The organism is Bacillus sp. jun7 (assembly GCF_051034795.1).
Taxonomy (GTDB): domain Bacteria; phylum Bacillota; class Bacilli; order Bacillales; family Bacillaceae; genus Bacillus; species Bacillus velezensis.
This window is the reverse complement of sequence record NZ_CP093219.1, coordinates 3,138,217-3,162,266: the sequence shown is the minus strand read 5'-3', so window position 1 is coordinate 3,162,266 and position 24,050 is coordinate 3,138,217. Positions and strand designations below refer to the sequence as shown.

General features: G+C 49.3%; 23 protein-coding genes and 3 pseudogenes. 6 read left to right on the top strand and 20 right to left on the bottom strand.

The window, feature by feature from the left end; translation table 11 throughout:
• Window positions 1-24: 24 nt before the first annotated feature.
• From MJQ52_RS15530 to MJQ52_RS15480, 11 genes are all read right to left on the bottom strand, one after another.
• On the bottom strand, window positions 25-657 hold the full coding sequence (locus MJQ52_RS15530; RefSeq protein WP_003151798.1) for a response regulator transcription factor: 633 nt from the start codon (window positions 655-657) through the stop codon (window positions 25-27).
• A complete protein-coding gene (gene liaS / locus MJQ52_RS15525; RefSeq protein WP_003151796.1) occupies window positions 635-1,717 on the bottom strand; it encodes a two-component system sensor histidine kinase LiaS in 1,083 nt (360 codons plus the stop codon). Before liaS ends, MJQ52_RS15530 begins: the two co-directional genes overlap by 23 nt.
• Entirely contained in the window at window positions 1,714-2,445 is a 732-nt protein-coding gene (liaF, locus tag MJQ52_RS15520) for a cell wall-active antibiotics response protein LiaF (protein ID WP_003151794.1), read from the bottom strand. Before liaF ends, liaS begins: the two co-directional genes overlap by 4 nt.
• Before the next feature lie 26 nt (window positions 2,446-2,471).
• Complete coding sequence (gene liaG / locus MJQ52_RS15515; RefSeq protein WP_094247510.1) at window positions 2,472-3,341, bottom strand: LiaG family protein; 870 nt, start codon at window positions 3,339-3,341, stop codon at window positions 2,472-2,474.
• A gap of 105 nt (window positions 3,342-3,446) precedes the next feature.
• Window positions 3,447-4,124 (bottom strand): stress responsive protein LiaH, encoded by a 678-nt coding sequence (gene liaH / locus MJQ52_RS15510; RefSeq protein ID WP_003151791.1) that lies wholly within the window; start codon window positions 4,122-4,124, stop codon window positions 3,447-3,449.
• A 13-nt stretch (window positions 4,125-4,137) separates the two neighbouring features.
• Window positions 4,138-4,518 (bottom strand): protein liaI, encoded by a 381-nt coding sequence (locus MJQ52_RS15505; RefSeq protein ID WP_003151789.1) that lies wholly within the window; start codon window positions 4,516-4,518, stop codon window positions 4,138-4,140.
• Between the two features lie 166 nt (window positions 4,519-4,684).
• Window positions 4,685-5,953, bottom strand: a complete 1,269-nt coding sequence (locus MJQ52_RS15500; protein WP_015387733.1) for an MFS transporter — start codon at window positions 5,951-5,953, stop codon at window positions 4,685-4,687.
• 164 nt (window positions 5,954-6,117) lie between these two features.
• Complete coding sequence (locus MJQ52_RS15495; RefSeq protein WP_025853870.1) at window positions 6,118-6,687, bottom strand: cob(I)yrinic acid a,c-diamide adenosyltransferase; 570 nt, start codon at window positions 6,685-6,687, stop codon at window positions 6,118-6,120.
• On the bottom strand, window positions 6,684-7,910 hold the full coding sequence (locus MJQ52_RS15490; protein ID WP_003151786.1) for an ABC transporter ATP-binding protein: 1,227 nt from the start codon (window positions 7,908-7,910) through the stop codon (window positions 6,684-6,686). Before MJQ52_RS15490 ends, MJQ52_RS15495 begins: the two co-directional genes overlap by 4 nt.
• Window positions 7,907-8,953 carry a FecCD family ABC transporter permease gene (locus tag MJQ52_RS15485; RefSeq protein WP_094247509.1) on the bottom strand — a complete coding sequence of 349 codons (1,047 nt, stop codon included), beginning with the start codon at window positions 8,951-8,953 and terminating at the stop codon, window positions 7,907-7,909. The genes MJQ52_RS15490 and MJQ52_RS15485 overlap by 4 nt, the downstream gene beginning before the upstream one ends.
• Window positions 8,916-9,860 carry an ABC transporter substrate-binding protein gene (locus tag MJQ52_RS15480; RefSeq protein WP_017418938.1) on the bottom strand — a complete coding sequence of 315 codons (945 nt, stop codon included), beginning with the start codon at window positions 9,858-9,860 and terminating at the stop codon, window positions 8,916-8,918. Before MJQ52_RS15480 ends, MJQ52_RS15485 begins: the two co-directional genes overlap by 38 nt.
• A gap of 187 nt (window positions 9,861-10,047) precedes the next feature.
• Here MJQ52_RS15480 and MJQ52_RS15475 point away from each other — a divergent pair, with 187 nt between their 5' ends.
• A complete protein-coding gene (locus MJQ52_RS15475) occupies window positions 10,048-10,839 on the top strand; it encodes an SDR family NAD(P)-dependent oxidoreductase (RefSeq protein WP_017418937.1) in 792 nt (263 codons plus the stop codon).
• Between the two features lie 50 nt (window positions 10,840-10,889).
• Here the strand turns inward: MJQ52_RS15475 and MJQ52_RS15470 are convergent, their stop codons facing one another.
• From MJQ52_RS15470 to MJQ52_RS15450, 5 genes are all read right to left on the bottom strand, one after another.
• A complete protein-coding gene (locus MJQ52_RS15470; RefSeq protein WP_070082350.1) occupies window positions 10,890-11,768 on the bottom strand; it encodes an SMP-30/gluconolactonase/LRE family protein in 879 nt (292 codons plus the stop codon).
• Window positions 11,769-11,831: 63 nt separating this feature from the next.
• Entirely contained in the window at window positions 11,832-13,574 is a 1,743-nt protein-coding gene (locus MJQ52_RS15465; RefSeq protein WP_265210242.1) for a HAMP domain-containing sensor histidine kinase, read from the bottom strand.
• Entirely contained in the window at window positions 13,571-14,290 is a 720-nt protein-coding gene (locus MJQ52_RS15460; RefSeq protein WP_071392261.1) for a response regulator transcription factor, read from the bottom strand. Before MJQ52_RS15460 ends, MJQ52_RS15465 begins: the two co-directional genes overlap by 4 nt.
• Before the next feature lie 173 nt (window positions 14,291-14,463).
• Window positions 14,464-14,652: a sigma-O factor regulator RsoA gene (gene rsoA / locus MJQ52_RS15455; RefSeq protein WP_178092050.1), complete on the bottom strand. Its 189-nt coding sequence runs from the start codon at window positions 14,650-14,652 to the stop codon at window positions 14,464-14,466.
• A gap of 44 nt (window positions 14,653-14,696) precedes the next feature.
• Window positions 14,697-15,233, bottom strand: coding sequence for a sigma-70 family RNA polymerase sigma factor (locus MJQ52_RS15450; RefSeq protein ID WP_265210267.1), 537 nt, complete (start codon window positions 15,231-15,233; stop codon window positions 14,697-14,699).
• Window positions 15,234-15,474: 241 nt separating this feature from the next.
• Here MJQ52_RS15450 and MJQ52_RS15445 point away from each other — a divergent pair, with 241 nt between their 5' ends.
• From MJQ52_RS15445 to MJQ52_RS15435, 3 genes are all read left to right on the top strand, one after another.
• Window positions 15,475-15,630, top strand: a complete 156-nt coding sequence (locus MJQ52_RS15445) for a YvrJ family protein (RefSeq protein ID WP_003151774.1) — start codon at window positions 15,475-15,477, stop codon at window positions 15,628-15,630.
• Window positions 15,631-15,747: 117 nt separating this feature from the next.
• Window positions 15,748-16,908: an oxalate decarboxylase family bicupin gene (locus MJQ52_RS15440; RefSeq protein ID WP_003151773.1), complete on the top strand. Its 1,161-nt coding sequence runs from the start codon at window positions 15,748-15,750 to the stop codon at window positions 16,906-16,908.
• A gap of 67 nt (window positions 16,909-16,975) precedes the next feature.
• Window positions 16,976-17,398, top strand: coding sequence for a regulatory YrvL family protein (locus MJQ52_RS15435; RefSeq protein WP_094247507.1), 423 nt, complete (start codon window positions 16,976-16,978; stop codon window positions 17,396-17,398).
• Between the two features lie 35 nt (window positions 17,399-17,433).
• Here MJQ52_RS15435 and MJQ52_RS15430 read toward each other — a convergent pair.
• From MJQ52_RS15430 to MJQ52_RS15420, 3 genes and pseudogenes are all read right to left on the bottom strand, one after another.
• A pseudogene (locus MJQ52_RS15430) lies at window positions 17,434-18,241 on the bottom strand (ABC transporter ATP-binding protein).
• A gap of 18 nt (window positions 18,242-18,259) precedes the next feature.
• Window positions 18,260-19,271: pseudogene (locus MJQ52_RS15425) on the bottom strand (FecCD family ABC transporter permease).
• Window positions 19,271-20,308 carry a FecCD family ABC transporter permease gene (locus MJQ52_RS15420; protein ID WP_172401312.1) on the bottom strand — a complete coding sequence of 346 codons (1,038 nt, stop codon included), beginning with the start codon at window positions 20,306-20,308 and terminating at the stop codon, window positions 19,271-19,273. Before MJQ52_RS15420 ends, MJQ52_RS15425 begins: the two are co-directional and overlap by 1 nt.
• A 247-nt stretch (window positions 20,309-20,555) precedes the next feature.
• Here MJQ52_RS15420 and MJQ52_RS15415 point away from each other — a divergent pair, with 247 nt between their 5' ends.
• Window positions 20,556-21,494, top strand: a complete 939-nt coding sequence (locus tag MJQ52_RS15415) for an iron-hydroxamate ABC transporter substrate-binding protein (RefSeq protein WP_265210240.1) — start codon at window positions 20,556-20,558, stop codon at window positions 21,492-21,494.
• A gap of 146 nt (window positions 21,495-21,640) precedes the next feature.
• Window positions 21,641-22,556 (top strand): annotated as a pseudogene (locus tag MJQ52_RS15410) (class I SAM-dependent methyltransferase).
• 51 nt (window positions 22,557-22,607) lie between these two features.
• On the opposite strand, the gene MJQ52_RS15405 reads toward MJQ52_RS15410, so the two are convergent.
• Window positions 22,608-24,020: an amino acid permease gene (locus tag MJQ52_RS15405; protein WP_071392268.1), complete on the bottom strand. Its 1,413-nt coding sequence runs from the start codon at window positions 24,018-24,020 to the stop codon at window positions 22,608-22,610.
• Between the last annotated feature and the right edge of the window lie 30 nt (window positions 24,021-24,050).

Genomic DNA, 24,050 nt, shown 5'->3' with positions numbered 1-24,050 from the left:
TGTGCCGGCGCCGCTCTCCTTTTCTTATGTCACGAGATGATTGCGGTGGGCATATACGGCTGCCTGCGTGCGGTCACTGACATCAAGCTTTGACAATATATTCGTAATGTGGGTTTTTACCGTTTTAATCGTAATGAAGAGCTCTTCACCAATCTCTTTATTCGTCTTGCCTTCCGCGACGAGACAGAGGATTTCCAGTTCTCTTTTCGTCAGCGTTTCATGCGGAAGCTGATTCTCTGAATGGCGCAGCCTTGACAGCACTTTTCCCGCCACTTTCGATTCAAGCTTCGGTTCACCCTTGGCAGCCGCTCTGATGGCTTCGGCTATTTCTGCCGCCTTGGACGTTTTCAGCAAATAGCTGAGCGCTCCCGCTTCGATCACCGGATACACTTTGTCGTCATCAATAAAGCTCGTCAGCACGATGATTTTCGGGTCATTGAGTTTCGCGCAGATCTGTTTTGTCGCTTCGATGCCGTCCATGCCGTCCATGACAAGGTCCATTAAAATCACATCCGGCAAAAGCTCTGCGGCCAGATCGACGCCCTGCTGCCCGTCTGATGCTTCACCGGCGACTTCAATGTCCGGCTGTGCTTCTAAAAATGCGGCCAGACCCATCCTGACCATCTCATGATCATCAATCAGTAACACTCGAATCACTGTCGTTCTCTCCTTTTGTTTTCTGATAAATCGGGACTTTCACGTCGATCTGCGTGCCTTTTCCCTTTACGGAGATAATTTCCGCTATGCCGCCGATTTCACTCGCTCTTTCCTTGATGGAATGCAGGCCGTATGAGGATGCTTTCACTTGATCCATTGTAAAACCCGCCCCGTTATCAATGACTTTAAGCTGCAGCTTTTGATGTTTCGCGCCGAGTCTGACGGTGACCTTGGTCGCCTTTGAATGTCTGAAAACGTTGGAAAGCGCCTCCTGCACGATGCGGAACAGATGGTCTTCAACGCCTTTTGACACACCCGTATCGCTGATGTCCCACTCAATATCCAGCGGCTGCTTCGCTTTGAACTCTTTTAACAGCTCAATCAGCCCTTCTTTTAAGCCTTTTCCTTCTAAAGTGACGGGCCGCAGATGCAATAGCAGCGCTCTCATCTCGTTTTGCGCTTCCCCCGCCATATGTTCAACCATGCGAATCCGTTTGACGATTTTGTCATCCGCATCTTTCACCTGCTCTAAGACGGCGGATGTCATCATAGAAATGGCAAAGAGCTGCTGGCTGACGGCATCGTGCAGATCGCGCGCCAGCCGCTGGCGTTCTTCAGTGATGACCGATTTTTTCATTTGATCCTGCCATTCCGCCCGCTCGTTGGAGAGCTTTTGCAGCGATGTGACTTGGAGCTCGACCCGCTTGGCCATTTCGTTGAGCTGATCTGCCGCCAGACCGATTTCATCATCGCCGAGCGGCGGCACCCGATAAGCGAAATTGCCGTTTTCAAATTTCAAAACCGCTTCAATCAGTGTATCCATTCTTGTTTTCAGGCGGCCTCCGTATACATAACCGGAAATCAATCCGGCCGAAAGTGACGCCAGAAGCAGGATGACCACAAACGGAATACCGAACCAGCCGGAAGAAAACAGCAGCATCGGGTCAAGCCCGTAATACAGCAGCATCAGCGTAATAAACACCGCGCAAAGGAGCAGACTGAGCCCCGCGGTCATCCGCATGGCGCGCCACTGAATATTGGCGAGTAATTTTTTCCTCATAAATACTTCACATCCACATCGCCGATGAATAACGAAATTGAAATTTTAATCCGCCGCGGCGAGTCGCCGTACTCAGACGATACTTTATAAAGATTCGGGCTCATGCCGCTTTTCTTAGAGCCGAGCAGGTTCATATCGCCGATAAAAGCCGATGAACTGACGGACACTTCGATATCCGGCGGGACGTACACATCGACATTGCCGATGACACCGCTGATGGTCATCGTGCTTTCTCCTTCGGGAATCATCGCTTTTGACAAATCAATTTTCACATCGCCGATGAATCCGGAAACATTTAAATCATTCAGCTCAAACGGGTCCTTCATCATCCGGAGCTCGCCGATAAAAAAGCTGCGGAGGTCCGGCTGTCTGCTTTCCGTCTGGGCGGAAGGCTTTGGCTGCTCTTCTTTTTCAAGATTGATTTTCTTCTCTTTATGTTCATACACGCGCTTTCCTTTCAGGAGCCTGTAGCCCGCGTATATGAGAAAGGCGGCGAAGGCATAGCCGAACAGGTTAAAGGTGGCGCTGAACAGGTTCCTCAAAAATAAAAAAGCGGCGAAGATATACAGGACGGAGCCGAGCCAGCCGCGGGAATATTTATTAAAAATATAGCCTGTGATCAGAAAAAAGAGCGGCCAAAACAAGAAGTCGCCGATGCCGATAATACGCAAAAACATGCTGACGCCTAATAAGGCGATGATAAGTCCGAGAATCTGTTTTTTTGCCATCAGCTGCCTGCCCCTCCTTTCCTTGACTATTGCAGTGCAATATTGCCGCTCGTCACTTTTATATCAATCGGCCTGGCGCCGCTGCCCTTCATACCGGTGAATGCCCCGCCGTCCTTACTCGTTTTCTCAAAGGAATAAGACGGCTGAATCCTTCCGCTTGCCGTCTCGGCGTTCACCGTAAAACTTCCGTCTTTCGGCAGGCTGATCGCTGCGCTGCCGCTCGCAAGCCTGACGGATACGGGAGCATCCGCCGTCTCAAGCGAGGCGTCGACACTGCCGGAAGCGACCCGCACGTCAAGGGCGCCCGCCGCATGTTGAAGCCCGACATGTCCGGAGGATAAGCGGATATCCCCCGTTTTTGACGCAAGGCCTGCTGCTGTGAGGTTGCCCGACAGCCCCTTCGCTTCAAACACATCCGTCTTCACGTGCTTCAGCGACATATTCCCGCTTACAGAACGGACACCGAGGTACGCAAGAGACAGCCCCTTGTTTCCGTCAACGGCAATGGTGCCGCTTGACGTATGGACGGTGATGTCCCGATGATAATCATACGGAATGCGGACAATCAGCAGAGGACGCTGAAAGAGATTCAGAAATTGAAACCCTTTCTCCTGCGCTTTGAGATTGAGGGTCTTTCCCCTGCTTTGGACAAACATTTTCCCCGCCGGTCCCGCCATGTTTGCCGCGATATCATTCCGCGCTTCCGCGATGATTTTTACATCCGTCTGTTCCGATGAAACCGACAGGCTGTTGACGGCACGCGGCGGTATGCTTGCCGATTCCGCTTCTGTTTCGTACAGCGGAAAAAAACGCCCGGCAAACACTTCTTTCACCAAAAACAGACAGCAGATCAGAACGGACGCCGCCATCAGTCCTTTGGCAATCTTACGCTTCATTACGTTCCATCCTTTTTCATTCATTTTATTATAAAGGAAAAGCCGGAGAATTGATACGTGCGTATAGGGAAGAGGCGTAAAAGCGCCGATCTTCCCTTGTGCACATTATTCATGAGCCGCTTTTTGATGCTCTGTTTTCTCCAGAGAAAGCGAGCGCATTTTTTCAATCTCAGCTTCCACCTCATCTGAATATTGGGAGCGGCTGTATTCTGTGTTCGCCTCAGCTGAAGTGCCGTATTTGACGCGGACTTCCATTTCTTCAATGCGGCTTTCCATCCGAAGAAACTCCCTGTAGGCGCTTTCGCTGTCAATTTTGTCGAAAGAAGCGTTCATATGTTCCTTCGCTTTTGCCGCGTTGGCGCGGGCGATGAGCGCCTGTTTTTTATCCTTTACGTCGCGGAGGCGCGTTTCTAAAGTTTCCAGCTGCTCTTTCAGCTCTGCCAGCTGTGTTTTCGCCTGTTCATACGCTTTTTCATGTTCGGCCGCTTTTCCCTCAAGGTATTTCATTTCAGTCAGCGCCTTTTTCGCAAGCTCCTCTTCCCCGGCGTCAAAAGCAAGCTGAGCCTGGTTTTTCCGTTTTGCCGCCGTTTCGGAGGCGTCTTCCTGTTTTTTCTTAAACTGATGGACGATCGTGTGCTGTTTGACAATCGTTTGTTTCGCCTTAGCGATGTCACTTTCCATATCACGCACATATTGATTCAGCATGACTTTCGGATTTTCTAATTTATCAAGCCCTTCGTTAACAGATGCGACGAACATATTTCTTATTCTTTTTAAGACCATTTTGTCTTCCTCCTTATTTTTTCTTCAGAAATTCTTCCCATTCAGTGTCAAATCCGGATTGATAGCCCGGTGATGCCGCTTCCGGTTCATACTGGCGGGAAGCGGTGTCTGAGCCGCCCTGCTTCATCATCTTCCACCCGAAATACACCATGGCGCCGGCCAGTCCGATGGCAACGATAAATGGAAGAGAACCGACGAGAATCATAGCTCCGATGAAGCCCGCGATGATACCCGATACCGCCCGGCCTTTTGAAAAACGTTTGATTCCCCAGTAAAGCATCAGGCCTCCGATCGCCAGCGGGATGATAAATGCGAAATGGCCTCCTCCGAAAAAGACTGAAAGTCCGAACACAATCAGCAGAAAGCCGCCTGCCGTTTTTACATTTATATTCATGCAGATCCTCCTTTCGTTTTCCTTGTCTTTACTATAAACAAATCCCGCGGCCGGCAAAACGAGTCAGAGATTGATTTTCATATCAGACCGGAGTCGTATAACCCCCCGGACCTTCGCATAAAAAAACGCCGCTGCACCGGACGGCGCAGGGCGTTTCACGAAAAATCTATATTCTGATGCTCGCTTCTTTTTCCCTGATGAGATCTGAGCGTTCAGCTTTGGCCAGCTTCGTAAAGAGCAATATTCCGAGACCGGACAGGACTTCAACGAGACCGCCGGCGGCAATGACTTTTCCGGGACCGAAGGCGTTAGCCGCGTATCCGCAAAGAACCGCGCCGAGCGGAATGGATATGTTTGAGATCATATGGATGACGGCATAGACTTGCGGCTGATCATCATGGTCCACAGACGTCTGAATAATCGTATATTCCGGCACATTAATCGCGCTGACGGCAGATCCGAACGCAAACGCGGCGAGGAAGACGAGCGGCAGAAAAGTGTTGAGGCCGGTGATGAAAAATGCCGCCCCTTCTATGATTCCCGCTGACACAAACAGGAGACCGTATTTGTTCACCTTCACCTTAGCCAAAATAAAACCCATTAAAAAGGCTCCGCCCGTGCCTGTCGCTTTCAAAAGCGAGTAGATGATCGGCGGCATGTTTAAATCTTCGGCGACATAAACGGCAGAGAGCGCCTCCCACGGAGCGGCCGCAAAATTCATGAAGATACAATAGATGGCGAGCGGGTATAAAATCTGGTGTTTCCTGACAAGAACGAAACCCCGTTTGAGCCTTCCGACATACGTCCCGCGCTGTCTGACGGCGACGGTATCCTCTTTGGCATGCTGGACTTGGTATGACATAAAGAGTACGAGAAAACCTGATAGAAGATAGAATATAAGAGCGATAAACAAAGAATAAGCGGGACTGATAAATGTTAAGAACACCCCGCTCAGCGTAATGGCGGCAAGTCTGACGATCTGGCCTGATGACTGGATGACCGCATTCGCTTTCTGCAGGCTGTTTTCTCCGACAATATTGGGGATTAATGAAATAGATGCAGGATTATAAGCGGCTCCCGTGGCTGAATGCAAAATCATGAGAAGCATGACAAACCATAAAGGAGAAAAACCGTTAAAGTAACAGACCGGAATGATCAACACGACCGCCGCGCGCGTGAGATCGGAGAAATACATCCAGAACTTCAGCGTATGCTGCTTCATAAAAGGCCCGGTAATCGGCGCCAGCATCGCCTCCGGAAGGAACGTGACCGCAATGAGCAGGGACGTGCCGATCGCGCCTTCCCCGTCAAAAATCAAAAACCACAGAATGGAATTAAAGGCAAAACCGTCGCCCGACAATTTAACAAGCCTCGAGATAAACAGAAGGGTGAAGTTTTTATTCCAGATGCTCTCGCTCTTATTATATGTATCCATCTATCAAATCCCCCATTATTTTACAATGTTTCTTATAATATCTCATTTTTTAATTTTTCAGTCAATAATGCATAAGATACATTTTCCTTCTGTCAATAAAGGTTCAATTGATGGATATCTCTATAAAAAAACAGCCGGCTTGCTGCTGCCGGCTGAACAAAACGTTATTCATCATCACGGAATACCGCGGCGCTTCTTTCATACTCTATATCCTGAACGCCCTGTCTTGCGTTAACTGCTCTTGCCGCCGCGAAAAAATAATCAGACAGGCGGTTCAAGTAACGCATCACCGTATCGTTTATCTCTTCTGTTTTACCCAGTTTCACGACGAGACGCTCAGCCCGTCTTGTGACGGTCCGCGCGATATGAAGCTGAGCAGCCGCCTTATGCCCGCCCGGAAGAATAAATTTCTCAAGCGGGGGCGCTTCAGCCGTGTAACGGTCTATGCAGTCTTCCAATGCGGAAATAGATGTCTCTCTTAATGTATAGCTTCTATGTTCAGTGACCGTCGCCAAGTCGCCGCCGCAGTCAAACAGCTCATGCTGAATGTTTCGGAGTTCGGCTTTCACATCACCGCAATTCTCACAATTATCTAGCTCCGCAAGCGCAAGCCCGATAAAGCTGTTCAGCTCATCGATCGTCCCGTAGCTTTCAACCCGCAGACTGTCTTTATCCGTTCTGCCGCCGATCAGGCTTGTCTGTCCTTTATCGCCGGTTTTCGTATACAGCTTCATTGTTGTATTCCTCCTTCTTCCGCCGCTTTTACACATACCGCGGTTCCTCTTCTGACGGCTCTTTCCGCGTGAGGGACGTCCATTGCCTCTCCTGTCTGCAAGGCACAAATGGCAATGTCGCCTTTTGCCTGTCTGCCGGAAAGAGCCTGCATTCTCGCTTCAGCCGCTGCCGTTAACAGCCGAACAAATCCCTGTTCCGATAAACGTCCGCTGATCAGCACCCAAACGGTATACTGCGCAGTCACGGCTATCGTAACCGAATCAAACGTACGGCAGATCAAACCAGCTGCCGCCGAGCCGGAAAGCCGGCGGCTCCACGAAAAGCCCGGGCCGTCAGATGCGGTTGACAGCATTCTGAACGGCCGTTCTGTATGAAGCGTTACGGTATTTCCGCTTTTGTTTATCAGAGAGGCGAACGGAACGCCGGCGGGCTCTCTTTCCTCCCGCGCTTCCGGCATGAAAGCGATCAGCGGTTTCGGCGACGATTGCCGGGCAACAGCGCTGACGGTAATGCCGTAAATGTCTTCAATCGTCTCTTTTTTCAAAGCCTGATCCGGCGGCTGCTTCGGAAAAGCGCGTCCGTCTTTCATCATCAGGAGCTGATCACAATATTGGCTTGCGGCGTTGAGGTCGTGAAAAATACTGATGACCGTCAGGCCTCTTTCTCTCGTCAGCCGCTTCACCGTATCAAGCAGGTCTTTTTGATATTTGAGATCAAGAAAGGTCGTCGGCTCATCCAGACACAGCACCTCAGGCTGCTGAGCCAGCGCCTGCGCCAGATAGACGCGCTGCCGCTCCCCTCCGCTCAGATTGCGGACGGATTGCTGTGCATATCGGTCGATGCCCGTCATTTCCATCGCTTCCCGGACAATGTCTTCGTCATGTTGATCCATCTGTCTGAAGAGTCCTTTTTGATACGGGTATCTGCCGAAGGACACCGTTTCCTTAACGGTAAATGTAAAAGCTTGCTCCGTATGCTGCGGCAAAACGGCCATAATTTTCGCAAGCTCCCGCGGCTTGTATCTGCCCGCGGGCCTGCCTGCGACGAGCACCTCGCCCTTTGACGGAGAGAGCATTCCCGTCAGCAATTTCATCAGCGTTGTTTTTCCCGAGCCGTTCGGACCGAGTATGCCGACAAATTCACCTTTTCCGGCGGTAAAACTGACATCTTCTACAATCATCCGGCCTCCGTACCCGCCGGACAGGCTGCTCACCCTGATCATAAGCGTTTCCCTCCATGATGCTGGCGAAGCAGAATCAAGGCAAACACAGGCGCTCCCGCCAAAGCCGTCATAATGCCGATCGGCAATTCGACAGGCTCAATAACGGTGCGGGAAAACAAATCCGCCAAAATGAGAAACCCGGCGCCCGTCAATGCTGACAGCGGCAGTAAATGGCGATGATCCGTCCCCCACAAAAGCCGTGTCACGTGGGGAATGACAAGGCCGACAAACCCGATCGTCCCCGAGACGGCAACCGCTCCTCCCGTCAGCAGAGATCCGGCGGCGATCATCAGCAGTTTTCTTTTTCCCGTACTGACGCCTAACAGCTTTGCCTTTTCTTCTCCATAAGTCATAATGTTTAATTCTCTGCCATTGATAAGCAGAAGCGCCGTCCCGGCCAGAAAAAAAGGCAGAAACAGCGCGACATAGCCCCAGCCCCTCATTGACACGCTTCCCAACAGCCAGCGGACAATCGGGAGCAGATCATTTCCCGTTAAAGCAATCACAAGCGAAATGAGAGCCCCGAGAAAAGAATTCATAATGATGCCTGTCAAAATGAGCGTCGAAACCGACATCGACGTATGAACGAGGCGGCTGAAAAACAGAACCGCCGCCATAACCGCAATGGCAGCGGCGATGCTGACAACCGGAAGTGTGAACCGGCCGATGACGGGAATCTGAATGCCGAAAAACAAGGTGATAACAGCTCCCGCCGAGGCTCCCGAAGATACCCCGAGTGTATAAGGATCGGCGAGCGGATTTTTCAGAAGTCCCTGAAACGCCGCCCCCGCAATGGATAACGCGGCTCCGACAAGAGCGGCCAGAACGACTCTCGGCAGGCGGATATTGATCATAATATTTACATTCATGGGATCAACAGAGGATGTCCGGCCGATCCCGATCCAAAAAACGTCGGATAAAGGAATATGCAGACTGCCGATTGAAATGCCGAGTGCCGTACAAACGGCTAAAAACAGCAGGCTGACCGTGTAGGCCAGCGGGCGGTTACTTTTTAAACGTTTCAGGATAAACGCTTTCTGCAAGCTTCTCGACCCCTTTGACAAGGCGCGGGCCTGAGCGTGTGACAAGGTCAGGATCAACAGAATAGACATTGTGGTGTTTGACCGCATTGACGGCACCCCAGCCGGCGCGTTTTTCCACTTCAGCGGCCTTTACGCCGTCTGTCGTGATGATGACGTCCGGATTCATTTTGACAATCGCTTCATCCGTCAGCTGCACCCAGCCGGTCTGGCTGCCGGCGGCGTTTTTCGCATGTATATCTTCAAGCATTTCGTTCATAAACGTGCCTTTCCCCGTCGTGTAACCGTCAGGAGACACTTCGACGAATACTTTCTTTTCGTCTTTTTCAGAAATGGCCGCCGCTTTCTTTTCTATGCCGGAAAGATCGGATTTCATCGATTGGATCAGCTGATCTGCCTGCTTTTCTTTGCCGGCCGCTTTTCCGATCATGCTGATTGATTTGTACACATCTTGGAACGATTGCGCATCATTGACCGTTAAGACGGTGATGCCCGCATCTTTCAGCTGCTTCATCGCATCGGCGGAAGCGGACATAGAGGACGCGTGGGCAAGCACGAGATCCGGCTTCAGCGCGATGACTTTTTCAGCGTTCACATTCATATCTCCGACTTTCGGTTTTTTTACGGCTTCTTTCGGATATGTATCATTTGTCGTGACGCCTGCGACCTTATCTCCCAGTCCGAGCGCGTATGTAATTTCCGTATTACTCGGCATGAGGGAAACGATTTTTTCCGGTGCCTGCTTTATGGTTACTTTTTCGTTCGCGGCATCCTTAATGGTTACCGGGAATGCTTCGGTTGAGACGGCTTTTTGTTTGGCCGCGCTTCCTTCTCCCTGTGCGCCGGAACAGCCGGCGATCACAAAGGCGGTGACCAAGAGCGCCGCCCAGACGGCAGTGATCTTCTTCATTCTTTTAACTCCCCCTGATTATGGTAAACGATTGTCTCTTTGACATTCGTATCCTTTTTTCGCAGTAATTATACTATAAGTCTTTAAGGCTTGTATATCCGCCCTTTTTGCATGAAAGCAAATTGTTCGTACACACTAAAATTCATCATGTATACTGTTACACAATGGTGTAAAAAGGAGGATTATCATGGAATTACAGCTTGAACGAAAGCTCGTGTTGATTACAGGATCAACTTCAGGGATCGGAAAAGCCGCGGCAAAAAGCTTTTTAGCCGAAGGCGCCGAGGTGATTGTAAACGGAAGAAAAAAAGAAACTGTGGAACGGACGGTTGAGGAGCTTTCCGCTTACGGAACGGTTCACGGCATCGCTGCGGATTTATCGCGTCAGGATGAGGCGGATGACTTGATCAAGCGCGCCGGCGGAATCGGGGAAGTCGATGTTCTCGTCAATAATCTCGGTTTTTTTGAAGTAAAGGACTTCGCTGAGGTGTCTGATGATGAATGGACTCGGTATTTTGAAGTGAATGTTATGAGCGCCGTGCGCCTGTGCCGGCGTTTTCTGCCGCAAATGCTTGAAAGAAACAGCGGACGGATTTTGAACATCTCCAGTGAAGCCGGTGTCAAACCGCTTGCGCAAATGATTCCGTATTCAATGACGAAAACGGCGTTAATCAGCTTGTCCCGGGGAATGGCGGAAATGACGAAAGGCACAAATGTCACGGTCAACTCCGTGCTGCCGGGACCGACATGGACCGAAGGCGTCGCTTCTTACATGGAAGGAGCCGCAAAGGCTGCCGGAGAAGACACGGACAGCTTCGTCCGGGATTATTTTAAAGTGAATGAACCGACATCTTTAATTCAGCGCTATGCAACCCCGGAAGAAGTCGCCAATACGATTGTATTTCTCGCTTCATCAGCTGCTTCTGCCATTAACGGCACCGCACAGCGGGTTGAAGGCGGCATCATCCGCTCCATTTAACACAAAAAAGCCCGGCACAAGGGGAACTTCCCCATATGCCAGGGCTTTTTTTACATCATGCCTGCAAACGGAACCGGCTCCCAGCCGCCCGTCTCAAGCTCTGCTGAAAACAGGCCGCCCGCATGCGGCTGCTCAAGTCTTTCGGCTTCCGTCAATTTTTCCGTCGCGGTCGTAATGTATAACGTGTTCAATTCTCTGCCTCCGAACGCGCAGCAGGTGACGTATTTCGCCGGAACTTCGATAGATGCAATTTCCTTATGCAAAAACGGGTCAATCCGGACGGCACGGCCGCCTCCGAACAGAGCCACCCACAGCATTCCGTCACGGTCAATGGTCATTCCGTCGGGAGATCCTTGCGACTCCGGAAAGCGGTAGACCGTTTTCGGATCTGATACGGCTCCGGTTTCAGGATCGTATGCATAACAGACGATTTCCTGCGTCGGAGTATCAATATAGTACATCAGGTTTCGGTCCCGATCCCAATCCAAACCGTTCGAGGTGGAGACCTGGTCTTTTATTTTGGCAAGGCTGCCGTCCGTATTCAGACGGTACAGCGAAGCCTCCTCTTCTTTGCCTTCCATGCTCGTCGTTCCCGCCCATAATCTGCCGGACGGGTCGCATTTTGCGTCATTGAAACGGATATCTTCCCGCATGTCTTTCGGCTGCTTCATCTTCGTCAATGTGTCTTCCCGCAGATTGTACAGGTAAAACCCGTCTTTCATCGTCATCACCAGCTCTTCTTTTGAATACAAGGCCAGAGCCGTGACAAATGATTTGAATTTAACGGAACGGTTGATTCCGTCAGCCGGAGTGAAGATATGGAGCTGGCTGCCCAGTATATCCACCCAGTACAGACATTCCTTATCCTTGTCCCATAAAGGGCCTTCTCCGATAACTGCTCTCGTATCTGCTCGTAATGCTGCTTCCATGTGTGAACACCTCTTTTGCTTGTCAGTCTTCTATTGTTATTCCCGACAAAGCGGCGTCCAAACTCAATCTTTTTTAAAAAGAATCGTAATCACCGTTCCGGCGCTGATTCTGCTGTTGACATGGATGGTTCCGTTATGAAGGTGAACCAGCTCTTTGGCAATGGCGAGCCCGAGTCCAGTTCCTTCTGAGGGCCCCTTCGTATTCGTTCCCCGGTAATAACGGTTAAACAGCTGGTGAATCGTTTCATCGTCCATTCCTCTTCCGTTATCTTTCACCTTCAGAATGAGCTGTTCGGCTGATTCCTCAAGCACGACCCGAATGGCGGTCCCTTTCTTATTATGCTTAACCGCGTTTGCCAGCAGATTCTCCAGAATACGGCGGAACCACGCTTCATCAATGGCGAAAAGAATGTCTTCCTTTTTGGTTTCAAAGGCGATGTCATAGCCTTCCGAGAACGTGTTTTTCGTGAAATCGTTCGTGACGTTTCTGATAAACGGCACGACGTTGATCAGCCGCCGTTCGATCGGGAGGGCCGCGTTTTTGAGGCGATATGTTAAGTTTAAGTCCTCAATCAGCTTCGACATATATTCTGATTTTTCCCGGACGATCTGCCCCATTTCTTTGACTTCTTCCGGTGTCCAGTCGTATTGCTTCGATTCAAGCATCATGCTGTAGCCGTAAATCGTGCTCAGCGGGGTTTTTAAGTCATGGCTCAGCCCGGCGATCCATTCTTCCCTTGTCGCCTGGATTTTTTCTCTGTTTTTCTTATCCCGCTTCAGCGTGTCGGTCAGCTGATCCATCGATTCGAAAATCTCGGCGAAAAAGCGGAACGGCTGTTTTGTTTTGCCTTTTTTGTTTTTGCTGACCGGCTGTCCTTTGCGGTTCTTCGGCTCTTCAAGCCGACCCTTTGATAAATTGACAAGCCATTTGATGGTATGAAACAGCGGCCAGCCGAAACGGAAAGAGTACCAAATGGTCAGGATGCAGATCATAAATACCAGGATTCCGATCAAGAGGAAGAGGGTTTTCATCACATTTCTCAAAAATGATTTGTTAAACTCGTGATCGGGGATGTACACGGGGTTCGGCACCGACGCGACCATCCATTTCGTTTTATCGAGTCTTTTAAAAGAAATTTCCCGTTTGTAATTCCACGGCTTGGAACTGTATTTCAGCAATTCAAGCTCATTGACGGTGTTCCGTTCTTTTTTCGTGCTGTTGATATCCCCGAGCAGTCTGCCGCTGTCTCCGAGAAGGTAGACCGCCCCTTTTTCCCGTTTAATATAATCAACCGTGCTTTTTTTATATTGAGAAAGGGAAGCGAGGGATGGTTCCTGTGATTCGATGTAAGTGAGAAGCTGCTCACTGGCGGATTTCCAGCCGAACAGAATCAAATAGGTCTCATCATTTATCGTGACCGTCCAGTAATTCAGCTTGTAGTTGTCAAAATTCCGGTACTGGTAAATGGATAAGAGGTCTTTTCTGCTGTAATGGCTCGGGACGTCTTTCGGCACTCTGTACGCGTAGTCGGTTTTTTCTTTGTCATTAATGATCTGCAGCCAGCCCTTCTGCTTTCTGACCGACATCTTTAAAAATTCATCGACATCCCATGTGCCGTCTTCGTTTTTATCAAGCCACGCTTCAAACGAGTCTGCCGTCGCTTTGGTCAGTCCCGCATTGGCTTCCGCTTCGCTGAAACGCCAATCCAAATAGAAGAAAGAAGCGACGGCCAAAACGGACATCAGCAGGATGACAAGCAGAAGCTGTCCGAAAAAGTGGAGCAGAAATTTTCCGCGCATTCTCATGAGCGGGTTCCTTTTTCTCCTTGATCGGGAATAAACCGATAGCCGAGGCCGCGCACCGTTACAATATAGGACGGATTGCTGGGGTCTTTTTCAATCTTTTCTCTGAGCTTGCGGATGTGAACCATGACGGTGTTGTTGTCGCCGTAAGACGGATATCCCCACACTTTTTCATAGATCTGATCTTTAGAGAGCACCACATCAGGGTGTTCACAGAAATATTGAAGCAATTGCAGAAGCTGTGCGGAGCAGCTGACGGGCTCGCCCCCGACGATCAGCTCGGCGTTTTGCGGCGAATAGGAAAAATGGCTGTATGAATACGTTTTTACCGCCGCTTTCTCTTCGCGCTTATAGGTTCTCTTTAACGTCGCTCTGATCCGCGCCGCCAATTCGAGCGGATTAAACGGCTTTGTTATATAATCGTCAGCTCCCAATGCAAATCCTGACAGCTTATCCGCATCAGACGAACGGGCAGTCAGAAAAAAGATCGGAGCGTCGGTATAGTTCCGGATTTCGGTGCATGCTTCAAAACCGGACATGCCTTCCATCATCACATCCAGCACGAGCAGATCCGCGGATTCATGTTTAACAAACTCAATCGCTTCCTCAGCGCTTCCGGCTGTCTTAATGTTGTGATAGCCTTCTTTGACGAGAACGCGTTTGACCATATCAACGATCGCCTTCTCATCGTCTACAATTAAAATTGACGCATTTTCCACCTTGGACGTTCCTTTCTCTTTGTTTTTTTCATCATATCATTATATGGATAAGATTTGGTACTTTTTTAGTGCGGAGGTCTTGCGGGGAAACAGAAAAGAAAAACGAGACCGGACATCTCTTCTCGTTTTTCTCACGGTGTCAGAGCGGAATATCCATCATTCCGCCGCTTTTGTCAGGAGCTTTCATTTATAAGATGAAGTATAAATTCCCAAAAACCCGGCACTTCCTGGCATAACAGCATGTCCGCTTTTTCAACTATTTTAATCTTCAATTCTTGTTCAAGGTCTTCTCTTTCCTGGTATGATGTATTGCTCAGTTTTTTTTTTATCATTGGCGAAAAACGCGAAATCAAAAGTTCCATTTCGTCGGTATCTGTGTTCTCTTTGTTGAAGTCAAATGGCCCGTTCACTGCTTATTTTCCCCCTTTTTTTGCTTGTCCAGCTGCTTTCTGAGATTGTCGAGCCCTTTTTTATGAATATTGGAAATGTTCTGCCGTGATTCACCCAGCGACTCGGCAATCTCTTTCATCGTCGCTCCGTGAAGATAAATATTCGTCATCACGCTTTTTTGTTTATCGGTTAACGTCTGAAGCGCTTCGTATAAATCACGGTTTTGGACATGCTGGCTCAAATCCCCTTGCTTTTGCAGAAACTCTTCATACGCGTCTTTTCCCATTTCATAGGGAAACGCTTCACCTCCCTCCGGCTGATCCACCGTCAGCGGATAGCGATTCTGATTTTTACGGATGCGCTTGTCAAAATCGATGGAGAAAATCCGGATCATAGAGTTCATATATTTGATGATCCGGATTTCCTTATAAAACTGTTTAAAATGATCGTCCAGTGATTTTGCATCCTTCTCGTCTGAATGTTCCAGCACATTTTTAAATTTCTCGTAATGCTTTGGGTCACTTAAAAAATGTTTAACGATCGGATGTTTCATAATTTCCTTGCATTTTGACCGTAAAAGAACTTGATAGTCCATAAAACCGCCCCCTATTTAAATTAAATGAAAGAAAGCAAAAAAAAGTAAACTACTCCTTTCCGACTAAGATTCCGCACTCCTTATGTCCCGGATTTGCCGGAACAAAAAAAGACCCTCAACCGGGATATCAGGTTTACAGGAGCCGCTCTTTCTTTCACTTATATACATGACTGCAGGTCAAGTCAGGAGGTGGCTGACAATGGATCAGGTTTTTATAGAAGAAGCGGTCAGACAGATCGGCAATCTCGGCTTTCCGGCTCTGATTGCCATGTATCTTCTCACACGGTTTGAGAAGAAGTTTGACGCCCTGATCGAACTGATGACGGAACTGAAAGAGCAGAAAATGAAAAATTAATTTTCACACGAAGTTGACTTTTCATCGGAACGCATCACTTAACAAAGCAGAAGGGAAAACGAAAGGCCTTTCACATTCTCTTTCTGAAAAAACAAAGCTTGAGAGGAGACGATTTACATGTCAAAAGAAAACAACTGCAATATCCCGCAGCCGATCAGAGGAGACAAAGGGGCGACCGTCACGATTCCGCGCAATCTTGAAAGAGACCGCCAAAATCCGGATATGCTGACGCCGCCGGAAACGGATCACGGCACAGTGGATAATATGAAATTCTCTTTCTCAGATGTGCACAACCGGCTGGAAAAGGGCGGGTACGCGCGTGAGGTGACCGTTCGCGAGCTGCCGATTTCTGAAAATCTGGCATCTGTCAACATGCGTTTAAAACCGGGCGCCATCCGTGAGCTGCACTGGCATAAAGAAGCGGAATGGGCATATATGCTGACGGGCAAAGCGCGGGTCACGATCGTTGATGAACAGGGACGCAGTTTTATCGATGACGTGAAGGAAGGAGATCTGTGGTACTTCCCGTCAGGCCTGCCGCACTCCATTCAGGCGCTGAAAGAAGGCTGTGAATTCCTCTTGGTTTTTGATGACGGTTCCTTCTCAGAAAACAGCACATTCCAAGTGACTGACTGGCTTGCCCACACGCCGCTTGATGTCATCGCCAACAATTTCGGGGTTTCAGAAAAAGACCTCGCCGGCCTGCCTCGGAAAGAAAAATACATCTTTGAAGAGCCGGTTCCCGGGAAGCTGAAAGACGACATTGTGGAAGGCCCGAACGGCGAAGTGCCTTATCCGTTCACTTACCGCCTGCTCGATGAAGGTCCGACTGCTGAGACGGACGGCGGCAAAGTATATATCGCGGATTCCACAAACTTCAAAGTGTCCAAAACGATCGCTTCAGCGCTTGTCGTAGTCGAACCGGGCGCAATGAGAGAGCTGCACTGGCATCCGAATACGCATGAATGGCAGTATTATATTTCCGGTAAAGGGCGGATGACGGTTTTTGCATCGGACGGCCATGCAAGAACATTTAACTATCAGGCCGGGGATGTCGGTTACGTTCCGTTCGCAATGGGCCACTATGTGGAGAATTTGGGGGATGAGCCGCTCGTCTTCCTGGAAATCTTCAAGGATGACCACTATGCCGATGTGTCCCTGAACCAATGGCTTGCCATGCTTCCTGAGAAATTCGTCCAGCAGCATCTGGATCTGGGCAAAGACTTTACGGATATTCTTTCGAAAGAGAAACACCCTGTCGTCAAAAAGAAATGCTGAAGATACACACCCGACTTGCAGAGTTCCGTCTCTGCAAGTCTCCTCTGTGTGAAAAGGAGCTGAACAGATGATCAATCAAAACGGGACGAAAATGTTTTTTCTTCAGGTGCTCCGGTATGCCCTGGCAGCCGCTGCTGTATTATTCGGGTATTTCATCGTGATGATGGCCGTATTTTCATTAGCCGGGACGAGCTACGGATCGATGGCGTACGTCCTGCTTTTTTCCGTGCTTTTTATTCTTCTCGGTTTATGTTTTGAACCGCTTGAACGGCTGATGATACATAGCTTTACCTTTTTTGGGACGGGCAGGCTGCCTTTTCTCCTTTTAGCCGGCACCGTTCAGCTGCTGTTCCTCTGGATGACTGCGTATACGACGGATAAACTGATTGAAAAGATTTGGCTGTCAACGACGGAGGAGCTGATTGTGGCGGGGGTTTTTTTCGTTTTGGATAAATGCGTCTCCGGACAAAAGCAGCCCCGGACGGAATAAAAAAACGCAGGCCGGAATGGCTCTGCGTTTTTTTTTCATCTTACCGTTGCGTTTTCATGCCGGATTAAATCGTAGGTTAAGCAGACCGGTTTGTTCGTGCGCGGATCTTTTACAATCTGTGCGTCAATTTGAAACACGTCTTCCAATATGCCGGGAGTCATGACTTCCTCCGCCGTTCCTTCCTTGATGACGCGCCCTTTTTTCAGGGCGATCATGTAATGGGAAAAACGGGCGGCATGGTTCAGATCGTGAATGACCATTAAAATGGTGCGGCCCTGCTCCTTGTTTAATTTGTCCAGCAGCTGCAAAATTTCAAGCTGATGGGCGAGGTCTAAATAAGTGGTCGGTTCATCAAGAAGCAGCAGCTCCGTTTCTTGAGCGAGCGCCATGGCGATCCACACACGCTGCCGCTGCCCCCCCGGAAAGCGCTTCGATCGGCCGGTCGTAAAATTCGGCCATCCCCGTCTCTTCAAGCGCCCATTTGATCATGTCACGGTCTTTATCACTCAAGCGGCCCATTCCGGACTGATGCGGAAACCTGCCGTAAGAAACAAGTTCGTACACCGTCAGCCCGCTCGGCGCTTCAGGCGTCTGCGGAAGAATTGCCATTTCCTTGGCGATGTCCTTCGTGGATTTTTGCATGATCGCCTGTCCGTTTAAATAGACGGCGCCGGATTTCGGTTTCATGATTCTTGACATCGTTTTGAGAACCGTCGATTTTCCGCAGCCGTTCGGACCGATCAGCGTTGTAATTTTTCCTTTCGGGATGGCGATATCCAATTCTTTCGCTATCAAACGGTCGCCATAACCGACAGTAAGCTGTTCCGCCGATAATGAGTTCATCGCGGCAGTCTCCTTCCTCTATTTCGTTTTCATCAGCAAATATACAAAATACGGCGCTCCGAGCACGGAAATCACCAGGCCGACGGGAACTTCGGACGGTGCAAGCACATTTCTCGCCAGCGTATCGGCAAGCAGAAATAAAAATGCTCCGATCAAAGCTGAAACCGGAATAAGCGTCTGGTGGCGCGGCCCGGTAAGCCTTCTGGCCAAATGCGGCGCAATGAGTCCGAGAAAAGCGATTCCGCCGGCTGCCGCAACACATGACGCGGTCAGGGCAACGGCGGACATCAGCAGAACGCGCCGCTCCTTTTCAACCCTGGTGCCAAGCCCCGCCGCCAGCTGATCACCGAGCTGGAGCACATTTAAATACCTGGCTTTATAGAGGCTGAACGGTAAAAGAACCAGCAGCCACGGCAAAATGGACAGCACCATTTTCCAATTGGCGTTCCAAATCGAACCGGAAATCCATACAAGCGCCTGCATGAAATCCCGCGGGTCCATTTTCAGCTGAAAAATCAAGAGAAGCGCATTAAACCCCGCATTGACGCCGATCCCGACCAAAACGAGCCGGACAGGTGAAACGCCTTTTTTTCCAAGCCAGCACATAGATGAGCAGCGCAGCCAGAAAAGCCCCCGCCAAAGCGCTCACCGGAAGCAGCCATGTACTGGCCATGCTTAGATCAACAGCTGACCCTTGGAAAAAGAAGATAAACAGAACGACCGCCAAAGACGCCCCGGCGTTAATACCGAGAATGCCCGGCTCCGCCAAGTCATTTTGAGACACGCTTTGAAAAATCGCGCCTGAAACCGCGATTCCTGCGCCGACAAGCAATGACAGCACCATGCGCGGCAGTCTGAATTCAAATAAAACGAGCTGATCCCGGGCATCCCCCTGTCCGAAAAAGACACGCATCGTATCAAGTGGCGCAATCCGGATCACACCCATGTTTAAGCTGATAAAAAAGACGATGCATATGAGCACAAACGTAACGGCCATGACCGCCAGCGGTTTTTTCGATTTTACATTCATTACAGCCCTCTCCTTTCCCTGCGCGCCAAATAAAAGAAAAAGGGAACGCCGATAAGGGCGGTTAAAGCGCCGACCGGTGTTTCAAACGGCGCATTGACGAGTCTTGCGGCAATATCACTGAAAACTAACAGAACGGCGCCGAATACCGCCGAACAGGGAATGATCCACCTGTAATCTACCCCGACTAAAAATCGGGTGATATGCGGAATCACCAAGCCGATAAAAGAAATGGCTCCGGCGACTGAGACTGAAGCCCCCGTCAAGAGGACAACGACAAACATTCCGATTACTTTCACAAGCGATGTGTACTGCCCGAGCCCTTTGGCCAGTTCCTCACCCAAGCTCAGCACCGTCACTGAGCGCGCAATCAGAAATGCCAGCAATAGTCCGATAACACCGGCCGCCAACAGCAGCTGCACGCCTTCCCATTTCACGGAAGCAACTCCTCCGGCATACCAGAACTTCACATCCTGGGCGACATCAAAACGGATCGCAATCGCGCTTGAAAGCCCCGTTAAGAAATAGCCGACTGCCGTACCGGCCAGCGCGAGCTTCACCGGTGTCAGCCCGCCTTTTGAAAACAGGCCGATGCCAAACACAATAAGCGCTCCGATTCCCGCTCCCGCAAAGGACCACAAAACAAGTCCCGCCGCAGACAGACCCGGAAAAAAAGCAAATGCCAATGCGATCGCAAACCCTGACCCCGACGTCACGCCCATAATGGAAGGCTCAGCAAGCGGGTTCCGCGTCAGCCCCTGCATAATCGCCCCGGACACAGCTAAAAAAGCCCCGACGAGCGCGGCGGCGGCGGTTCTCGGCAGCCTCAGATCACGTATGATTTGATGAGATGTATTTTGCGGCTGAAAGTGAAAGAGAGCATCCCACACCGTCCGCAGATGAATATCGGCAGCTCCGATGGAAACAGACAGAGCGGCGCCGATCAATAAAACCGCAATACCGGCACACAGCAGCACAGCCGCTCTGAATGAACGCGCCGTCCACTGGATTTCACTCCCCGATGCCCCTTGAGCCGTCATTGTCTGTTTCTTTTTCAATAGACCCAACACTCGTTCTTCCTTTCTCAAAACAAGAATGGTAATGATAATGATTATCAATGACTTGTTTCAGTATAGCACTTTTATCTTCTCTTTTAATAGACCTAATTTCATATAAAAAAAGAAAGTTTTTCTTAAAAAAGAGCGTGCTTCTCTATGAAAGCAGTGATATAATCACACTGATAATGATTCTCTTTATCACTAATTTTTATGAAAGAAGGAATGTCAGATGTTCCATACATACAAGAAAATCGGCGCAGCGCTGATTGCCATGCTGCTCATCGCCGCTTTGGCCGCATGCGGCAATTCTTCAGACACAAAAGGTTCTTCTGAAAAAGAAGAAACCATCACGTATAAAGCCGAAAACGGTAATATTAAAATCCCGAAGCACCCGAAACGGGTCGTCGTCATGGCTGACGGCTACTACGGCGACTTCAAACAGCTCGGCATCAATGTTGTCGGCGCGCCGCAAAACGTATTTAAAAACCCTTATTACAAAGGGGAAACAAAAGGTGTGACAAACATCGGCGACGGCACGTCCGTTGAAAAAATCATTGATTTAAAGCCGGATTTAATCGTTGTCTGGACGACACAAGGCGCCGACATTGAAAAACTGGAAAAAATCGCGCCGACAATCGCCATTAAATATGACAAGCTCAGCAATATTGATCAATTCAAAGAGTTTGCGAAAATGACAGGCACTGAAGATAAAGCAGACAAATGGCTGGCTGAATGGGATAAAAAAACCGCTGCCGCTAAAACAAAGGTTCAAAAAGCGGTCGGCTCAAAAACCATCTCCATCATGCAGACAAACGGAAAAGACATCTATGTATTCGGTAAAGACTTCGGCCGCGGCGGAAGCATTATTTATGACAAACTCGGGCTGAAGGCCACAAAACTGACGCAGGAAAAAGCCATTAATCAAGGGCCGGGCTACGCCAGCATTTCACTCGAGAAACTGCCTGACTTCGCGGGAGACTACATCTTTATGGGGCCATGGCAGGCCGGCGGTGACGACAAAGGCGTGCTTGACAGCTCAATCTGGAAGAACCTCGATGCCGTCAAACAAAACCATGTCTACCGCATTGATCCGATCGGCTTCTATTTCTCAGACCCGATCTCACTTGAAGGCCAGCTCGACTACATCACAAAAAGCTTAACGAAGTAACCCCGAAGCCGCTGTCACAGCGGCTTTTTATTACGCTTAAAACTTGACAAAAAAATTTATTTATGCTATAATTTACATTTTTGGATTAACATGTATAATAAGATTCTCCCGGCCGGAGATTGATGTAAATAACGGAGGATCTTTATATGAAAGAAAACAAGGCGAGTATGACTTCCCTGCTGTCCGCTTTCGGAAGGGCGTACCATAGTAAATACGACACCCCGGTGATATTTGATGATTTTTTGGCACAAGATCTGATTTCTGAAAAAGAGCATTCGGACATCCGCGATCATCTCATTCAAGGTATATCATTTTTCAGCAAAGACATGGCACAGAGGCTTCAAGGCCAACCGGATGACATCTTAAAATGGATGACTCAAGTACAGCTGTCTCCTACACCGTTAGCCCGTGCCGCATATTGTGAAGAAGTGCTTTTGAATGAAGTGAAGCTCGGGGCCAAACAGTATGTCATCCTTGGCGCAGGACTGGATACTTTCTGTTTCAGACATCCTGAGGTGACAAACGCCTTAGACATATTTGAAATCGATCATCCCGCTTCACAGGAAGACAAAATAAACAGATTGAAACATCTGAATCTCGACATTTCCCATCATCTTCATTTTGTACCGATGGACTTCGCCGCTTCGCTTTCTTTCAGCCGTCTGTATCAGGAAGGTTTTTCACGCCAAAAAAACCTTTTTCAGCCTGCTCGGAGTGTCATACTATCTTACGAAAGAGCATCTCGCCCGCCTGCTCACACAATTATTTGCCGAAGTCCCGCCGGGAAGCTCTATCGTGTTTGATTATGCAGATGAGTCGCTTTTTGAAGAAAGAGGACTGTCAAACAGAGTGGAAAACATGGTGAAAATGGCTGCAGCAGGCGGAGAACCGATGTTATCGTGTTTCAGTTATAAAGAAATCGAAAAAATATTAGAATCATCAGGTCTGCTTATTTTTGAACATGTATCTCCGGCGGACGTCAATGACCGTTTTTTCAGCGGACGCACTGACCATTTAACCGCATTTGAGACCATTCATTATATACACGCCGGCAAAAAGTAATCCGCTGCCGCAAACAAAAAAGACATCTCACAGACGTGAGATGTCTTTTTGTCATACCGATTGTCTGTTGTTTGCAAATTTCTTTGAGACGAAAGGATATAACAGCAAACCGACGAAAAACAGCCCGATACCGAGAATAAAGGTCGTTAAATCGGCCGTTCCGGTAATAATGACGTAAAAAGAATAAATGCAGGCAAGGATGGCGATGATACCGTCTCTTACTCTTGAGCCCTTTATCTCGTCATACGTTTCACCCGTAAAAATGAGCTTCAGGCTGTAAAACGCTGACACGAGATACGGAATCAGATAAGCAAGCGTCGCCGCCGTCGTTAAAAACGTAAACGCGTCACTGATCGTCCGGGAAATAACCGAAAAGATAAAGATCTGTGACATCACGTTCGTTACGATTAACGACACAACGGGACTTCCCTGTTTATTCGTTTTTGCAAAAGCAGCGGGAAAGTCTCCTGATTTCGCCGCTTGATACGGAACTTCAGAACCGAGAAGAATCCAGCCGAGCATCGTTCCGAACAGACACAAAATCGCCAGAATCGCCATAATGACGCTTCCCGCGCTGCCGACGATCGCGTACAATACGTCAACAAACGGTTTTTCCGAGCCGACAAGCTTACCATGCGGAAGCACGCCCATCGTAATCAATGTCACGATGATATAGATGCTGAGCGCGATCAATAATCCGGTAATGGTGGCGCGTTTCACGTCGCGCTGCGAACGGGCGCGCCCGGATAAAATGACTGCCGATTCAATTCCGACGAACGCCCATAATGTTGAAATCGCCGCATTGTGGATCTGTCCGCCGATTCCCTCAACCGTGTGAGGACCTGTTTGAACAGGAAAATAAAAATGATCGAAAAACGACGTTTGAAATACAAACAAACCTGCAATGATAAAGAAGATAAATCCTAATACTTTTGAAAACGTCGTGACGAAATTTAATTTACTCGCACCGTTAATGCTGGTGACGAGGATCGTGTGAGTGCCCCATAATAAAACCGTACATACGGCAAACGTCAGCAGCTGGCCGAGCGTAACCGCCTGACCGCCGATCGAAAACATTTCACGCTTATCCGTTAAAATCGGGAAAAATGATGTTAAATATCCGGCAAGGCTCGTGATGATCGCCACGTTGCTGATCCAGCTCGCCACCCAGTAGCCCCACACCATCGTGAAGCCCGCTGCATTCCCTTTTTTCCGATCGCTGAACAGCGCACGCGCATAGCTTTGCGGCCCCGCCGTCAGCTCAGGCTTGCGGATGGATAAGTGGCCGAAGACCAGCGCGATCATTAACACACCGGCTCCCGTTAAAAGCCATGCCGATGTGGCGCCGAACGGGCTCGCGATTTTTGCGAGCGTACTCGGAAGCGAAAAGATGCCCGAGCCTACCATATTTCCTACGACAAACGCCGTTAATAACCAAAAACCCCATTTTTTCGTCTGTTCCATTCCTGTACCTCCTGGTTGTTCATTCGTACG

What these genes read in the sequence shown, in the direction of transcription:
- MJQ52_RS15435 (WP_094247507.1), top strand. Translation starts at nt 16,976, where the DNA reads ATGATCAATCAAAACGGGACGAAAATGTTTTTTCTTCAGGTGCTCCGG.
- MJQ52_RS15450 (WP_265210267.1), bottom strand. Translation starts at nt 15,233, where the DNA reads ATGAAACATCCGATCGTTAAACATTTTTTAAGTGACCCAAAGCATTAC.
- MJQ52_RS15445 (WP_003151774.1), top strand. Translation starts at nt 15,475, where the DNA reads ATGGATCAGGTTTTTATAGAAGAAGCGGTCAGACAGATCGGCAATCTC.
- MJQ52_RS15480 (WP_017418938.1), bottom strand. Translation starts at nt 9,860, where the DNA reads ATGAAGAAGATCACTGCCGTCTGGGCGGCGCTCTTGGTCACCGCCTTT.
- MJQ52_RS15470 (WP_070082350.1), bottom strand. Translation starts at nt 11,768, where the DNA reads ATGGAAGCAGCATTACGAGCAGATACGAGAGCAGTTATCGGAGAAGGC.
- rsoA (WP_178092050.1), bottom strand. Translation starts at nt 14,652, where the DNA reads ATGGAACTTTTGATTTCGCGTTTTTCGCCAATGATAAAAAAAAAACTG.
- MJQ52_RS15415 (WP_265210240.1), top strand. Translation starts at nt 20,556, where the DNA reads ATGTTCCATACATACAAGAAAATCGGCGCAGCGCTGATTGCCATGCTG.
- liaF (WP_003151794.1), bottom strand. Translation starts at nt 2,445, where the DNA reads ATGGCAAAAAAACAGATTCTCGGACTTATCATCGCCTTATTAGGCGTC.
- MJQ52_RS15505 (WP_003151789.1), bottom strand. Translation starts at nt 4,518, where the DNA reads ATGAATATAAATGTAAAAACGGCAGGCGGCTTTCTGCTGATTGTGTTC.
- MJQ52_RS15465 (WP_265210242.1), bottom strand. Translation starts at nt 13,574, where the DNA reads ATGAGAATGCGCGGAAAATTTCTGCTCCACTTTTTCGGACAGCTTCTG.
- MJQ52_RS15500 (WP_015387733.1), bottom strand. Translation starts at nt 5,953, where the DNA reads ATGGATACATATAATAAGAGCGAGAGCATCTGGAATAAAAACTTCACC.
- MJQ52_RS15490 (WP_003151786.1), bottom strand. Translation starts at nt 7,910, where the DNA reads ATGATCAGGGTGAGCAGCCTGTCCGGCGGGTACGGAGGCCGGATGATT.
- liaS (WP_003151796.1), bottom strand. Translation starts at nt 1,717, where the DNA reads ATGAGGAAAAAATTACTCGCCAATATTCAGTGGCGCGCCATGCGGATG.
- MJQ52_RS15440 (WP_003151773.1), top strand. Translation starts at nt 15,748, where the DNA reads ATGTCAAAAGAAAACAACTGCAATATCCCGCAGCCGATCAGAGGAGAC.
- liaG (WP_094247510.1), bottom strand. Translation starts at nt 3,341, where the DNA reads ATGAAGCGTAAGATTGCCAAAGGACTGATGGCGGCGTCCGTTCTGATC.
- liaH (WP_003151791.1), bottom strand. Translation starts at nt 4,124, where the DNA reads ATGGTCTTAAAAAGAATAAGAAATATGTTCGTCGCATCTGTTAACGAA.
- MJQ52_RS15495 (WP_025853870.1), bottom strand. Translation starts at nt 6,687, where the DNA reads ATGAAGCTGTATACGAAAACCGGCGATAAAGGACAGACAAGCCTGATC.
- MJQ52_RS15475 (WP_017418937.1), top strand. Translation starts at nt 10,048, where the DNA reads ATGGAATTACAGCTTGAACGAAAGCTCGTGTTGATTACAGGATCAACT.
- MJQ52_RS15420 (WP_172401312.1), bottom strand. Translation starts at nt 20,308, where the DNA reads ATGACGGCTCAAGGGGCATCGGGGAGTGAAATCCAGTGGACGGCGCGT.
- MJQ52_RS15405 (WP_071392268.1), bottom strand. Translation starts at nt 24,020, where the DNA reads ATGGAACAGACGAAAAAATGGGGTTTTTGGTTATTAACGGCGTTTGTC.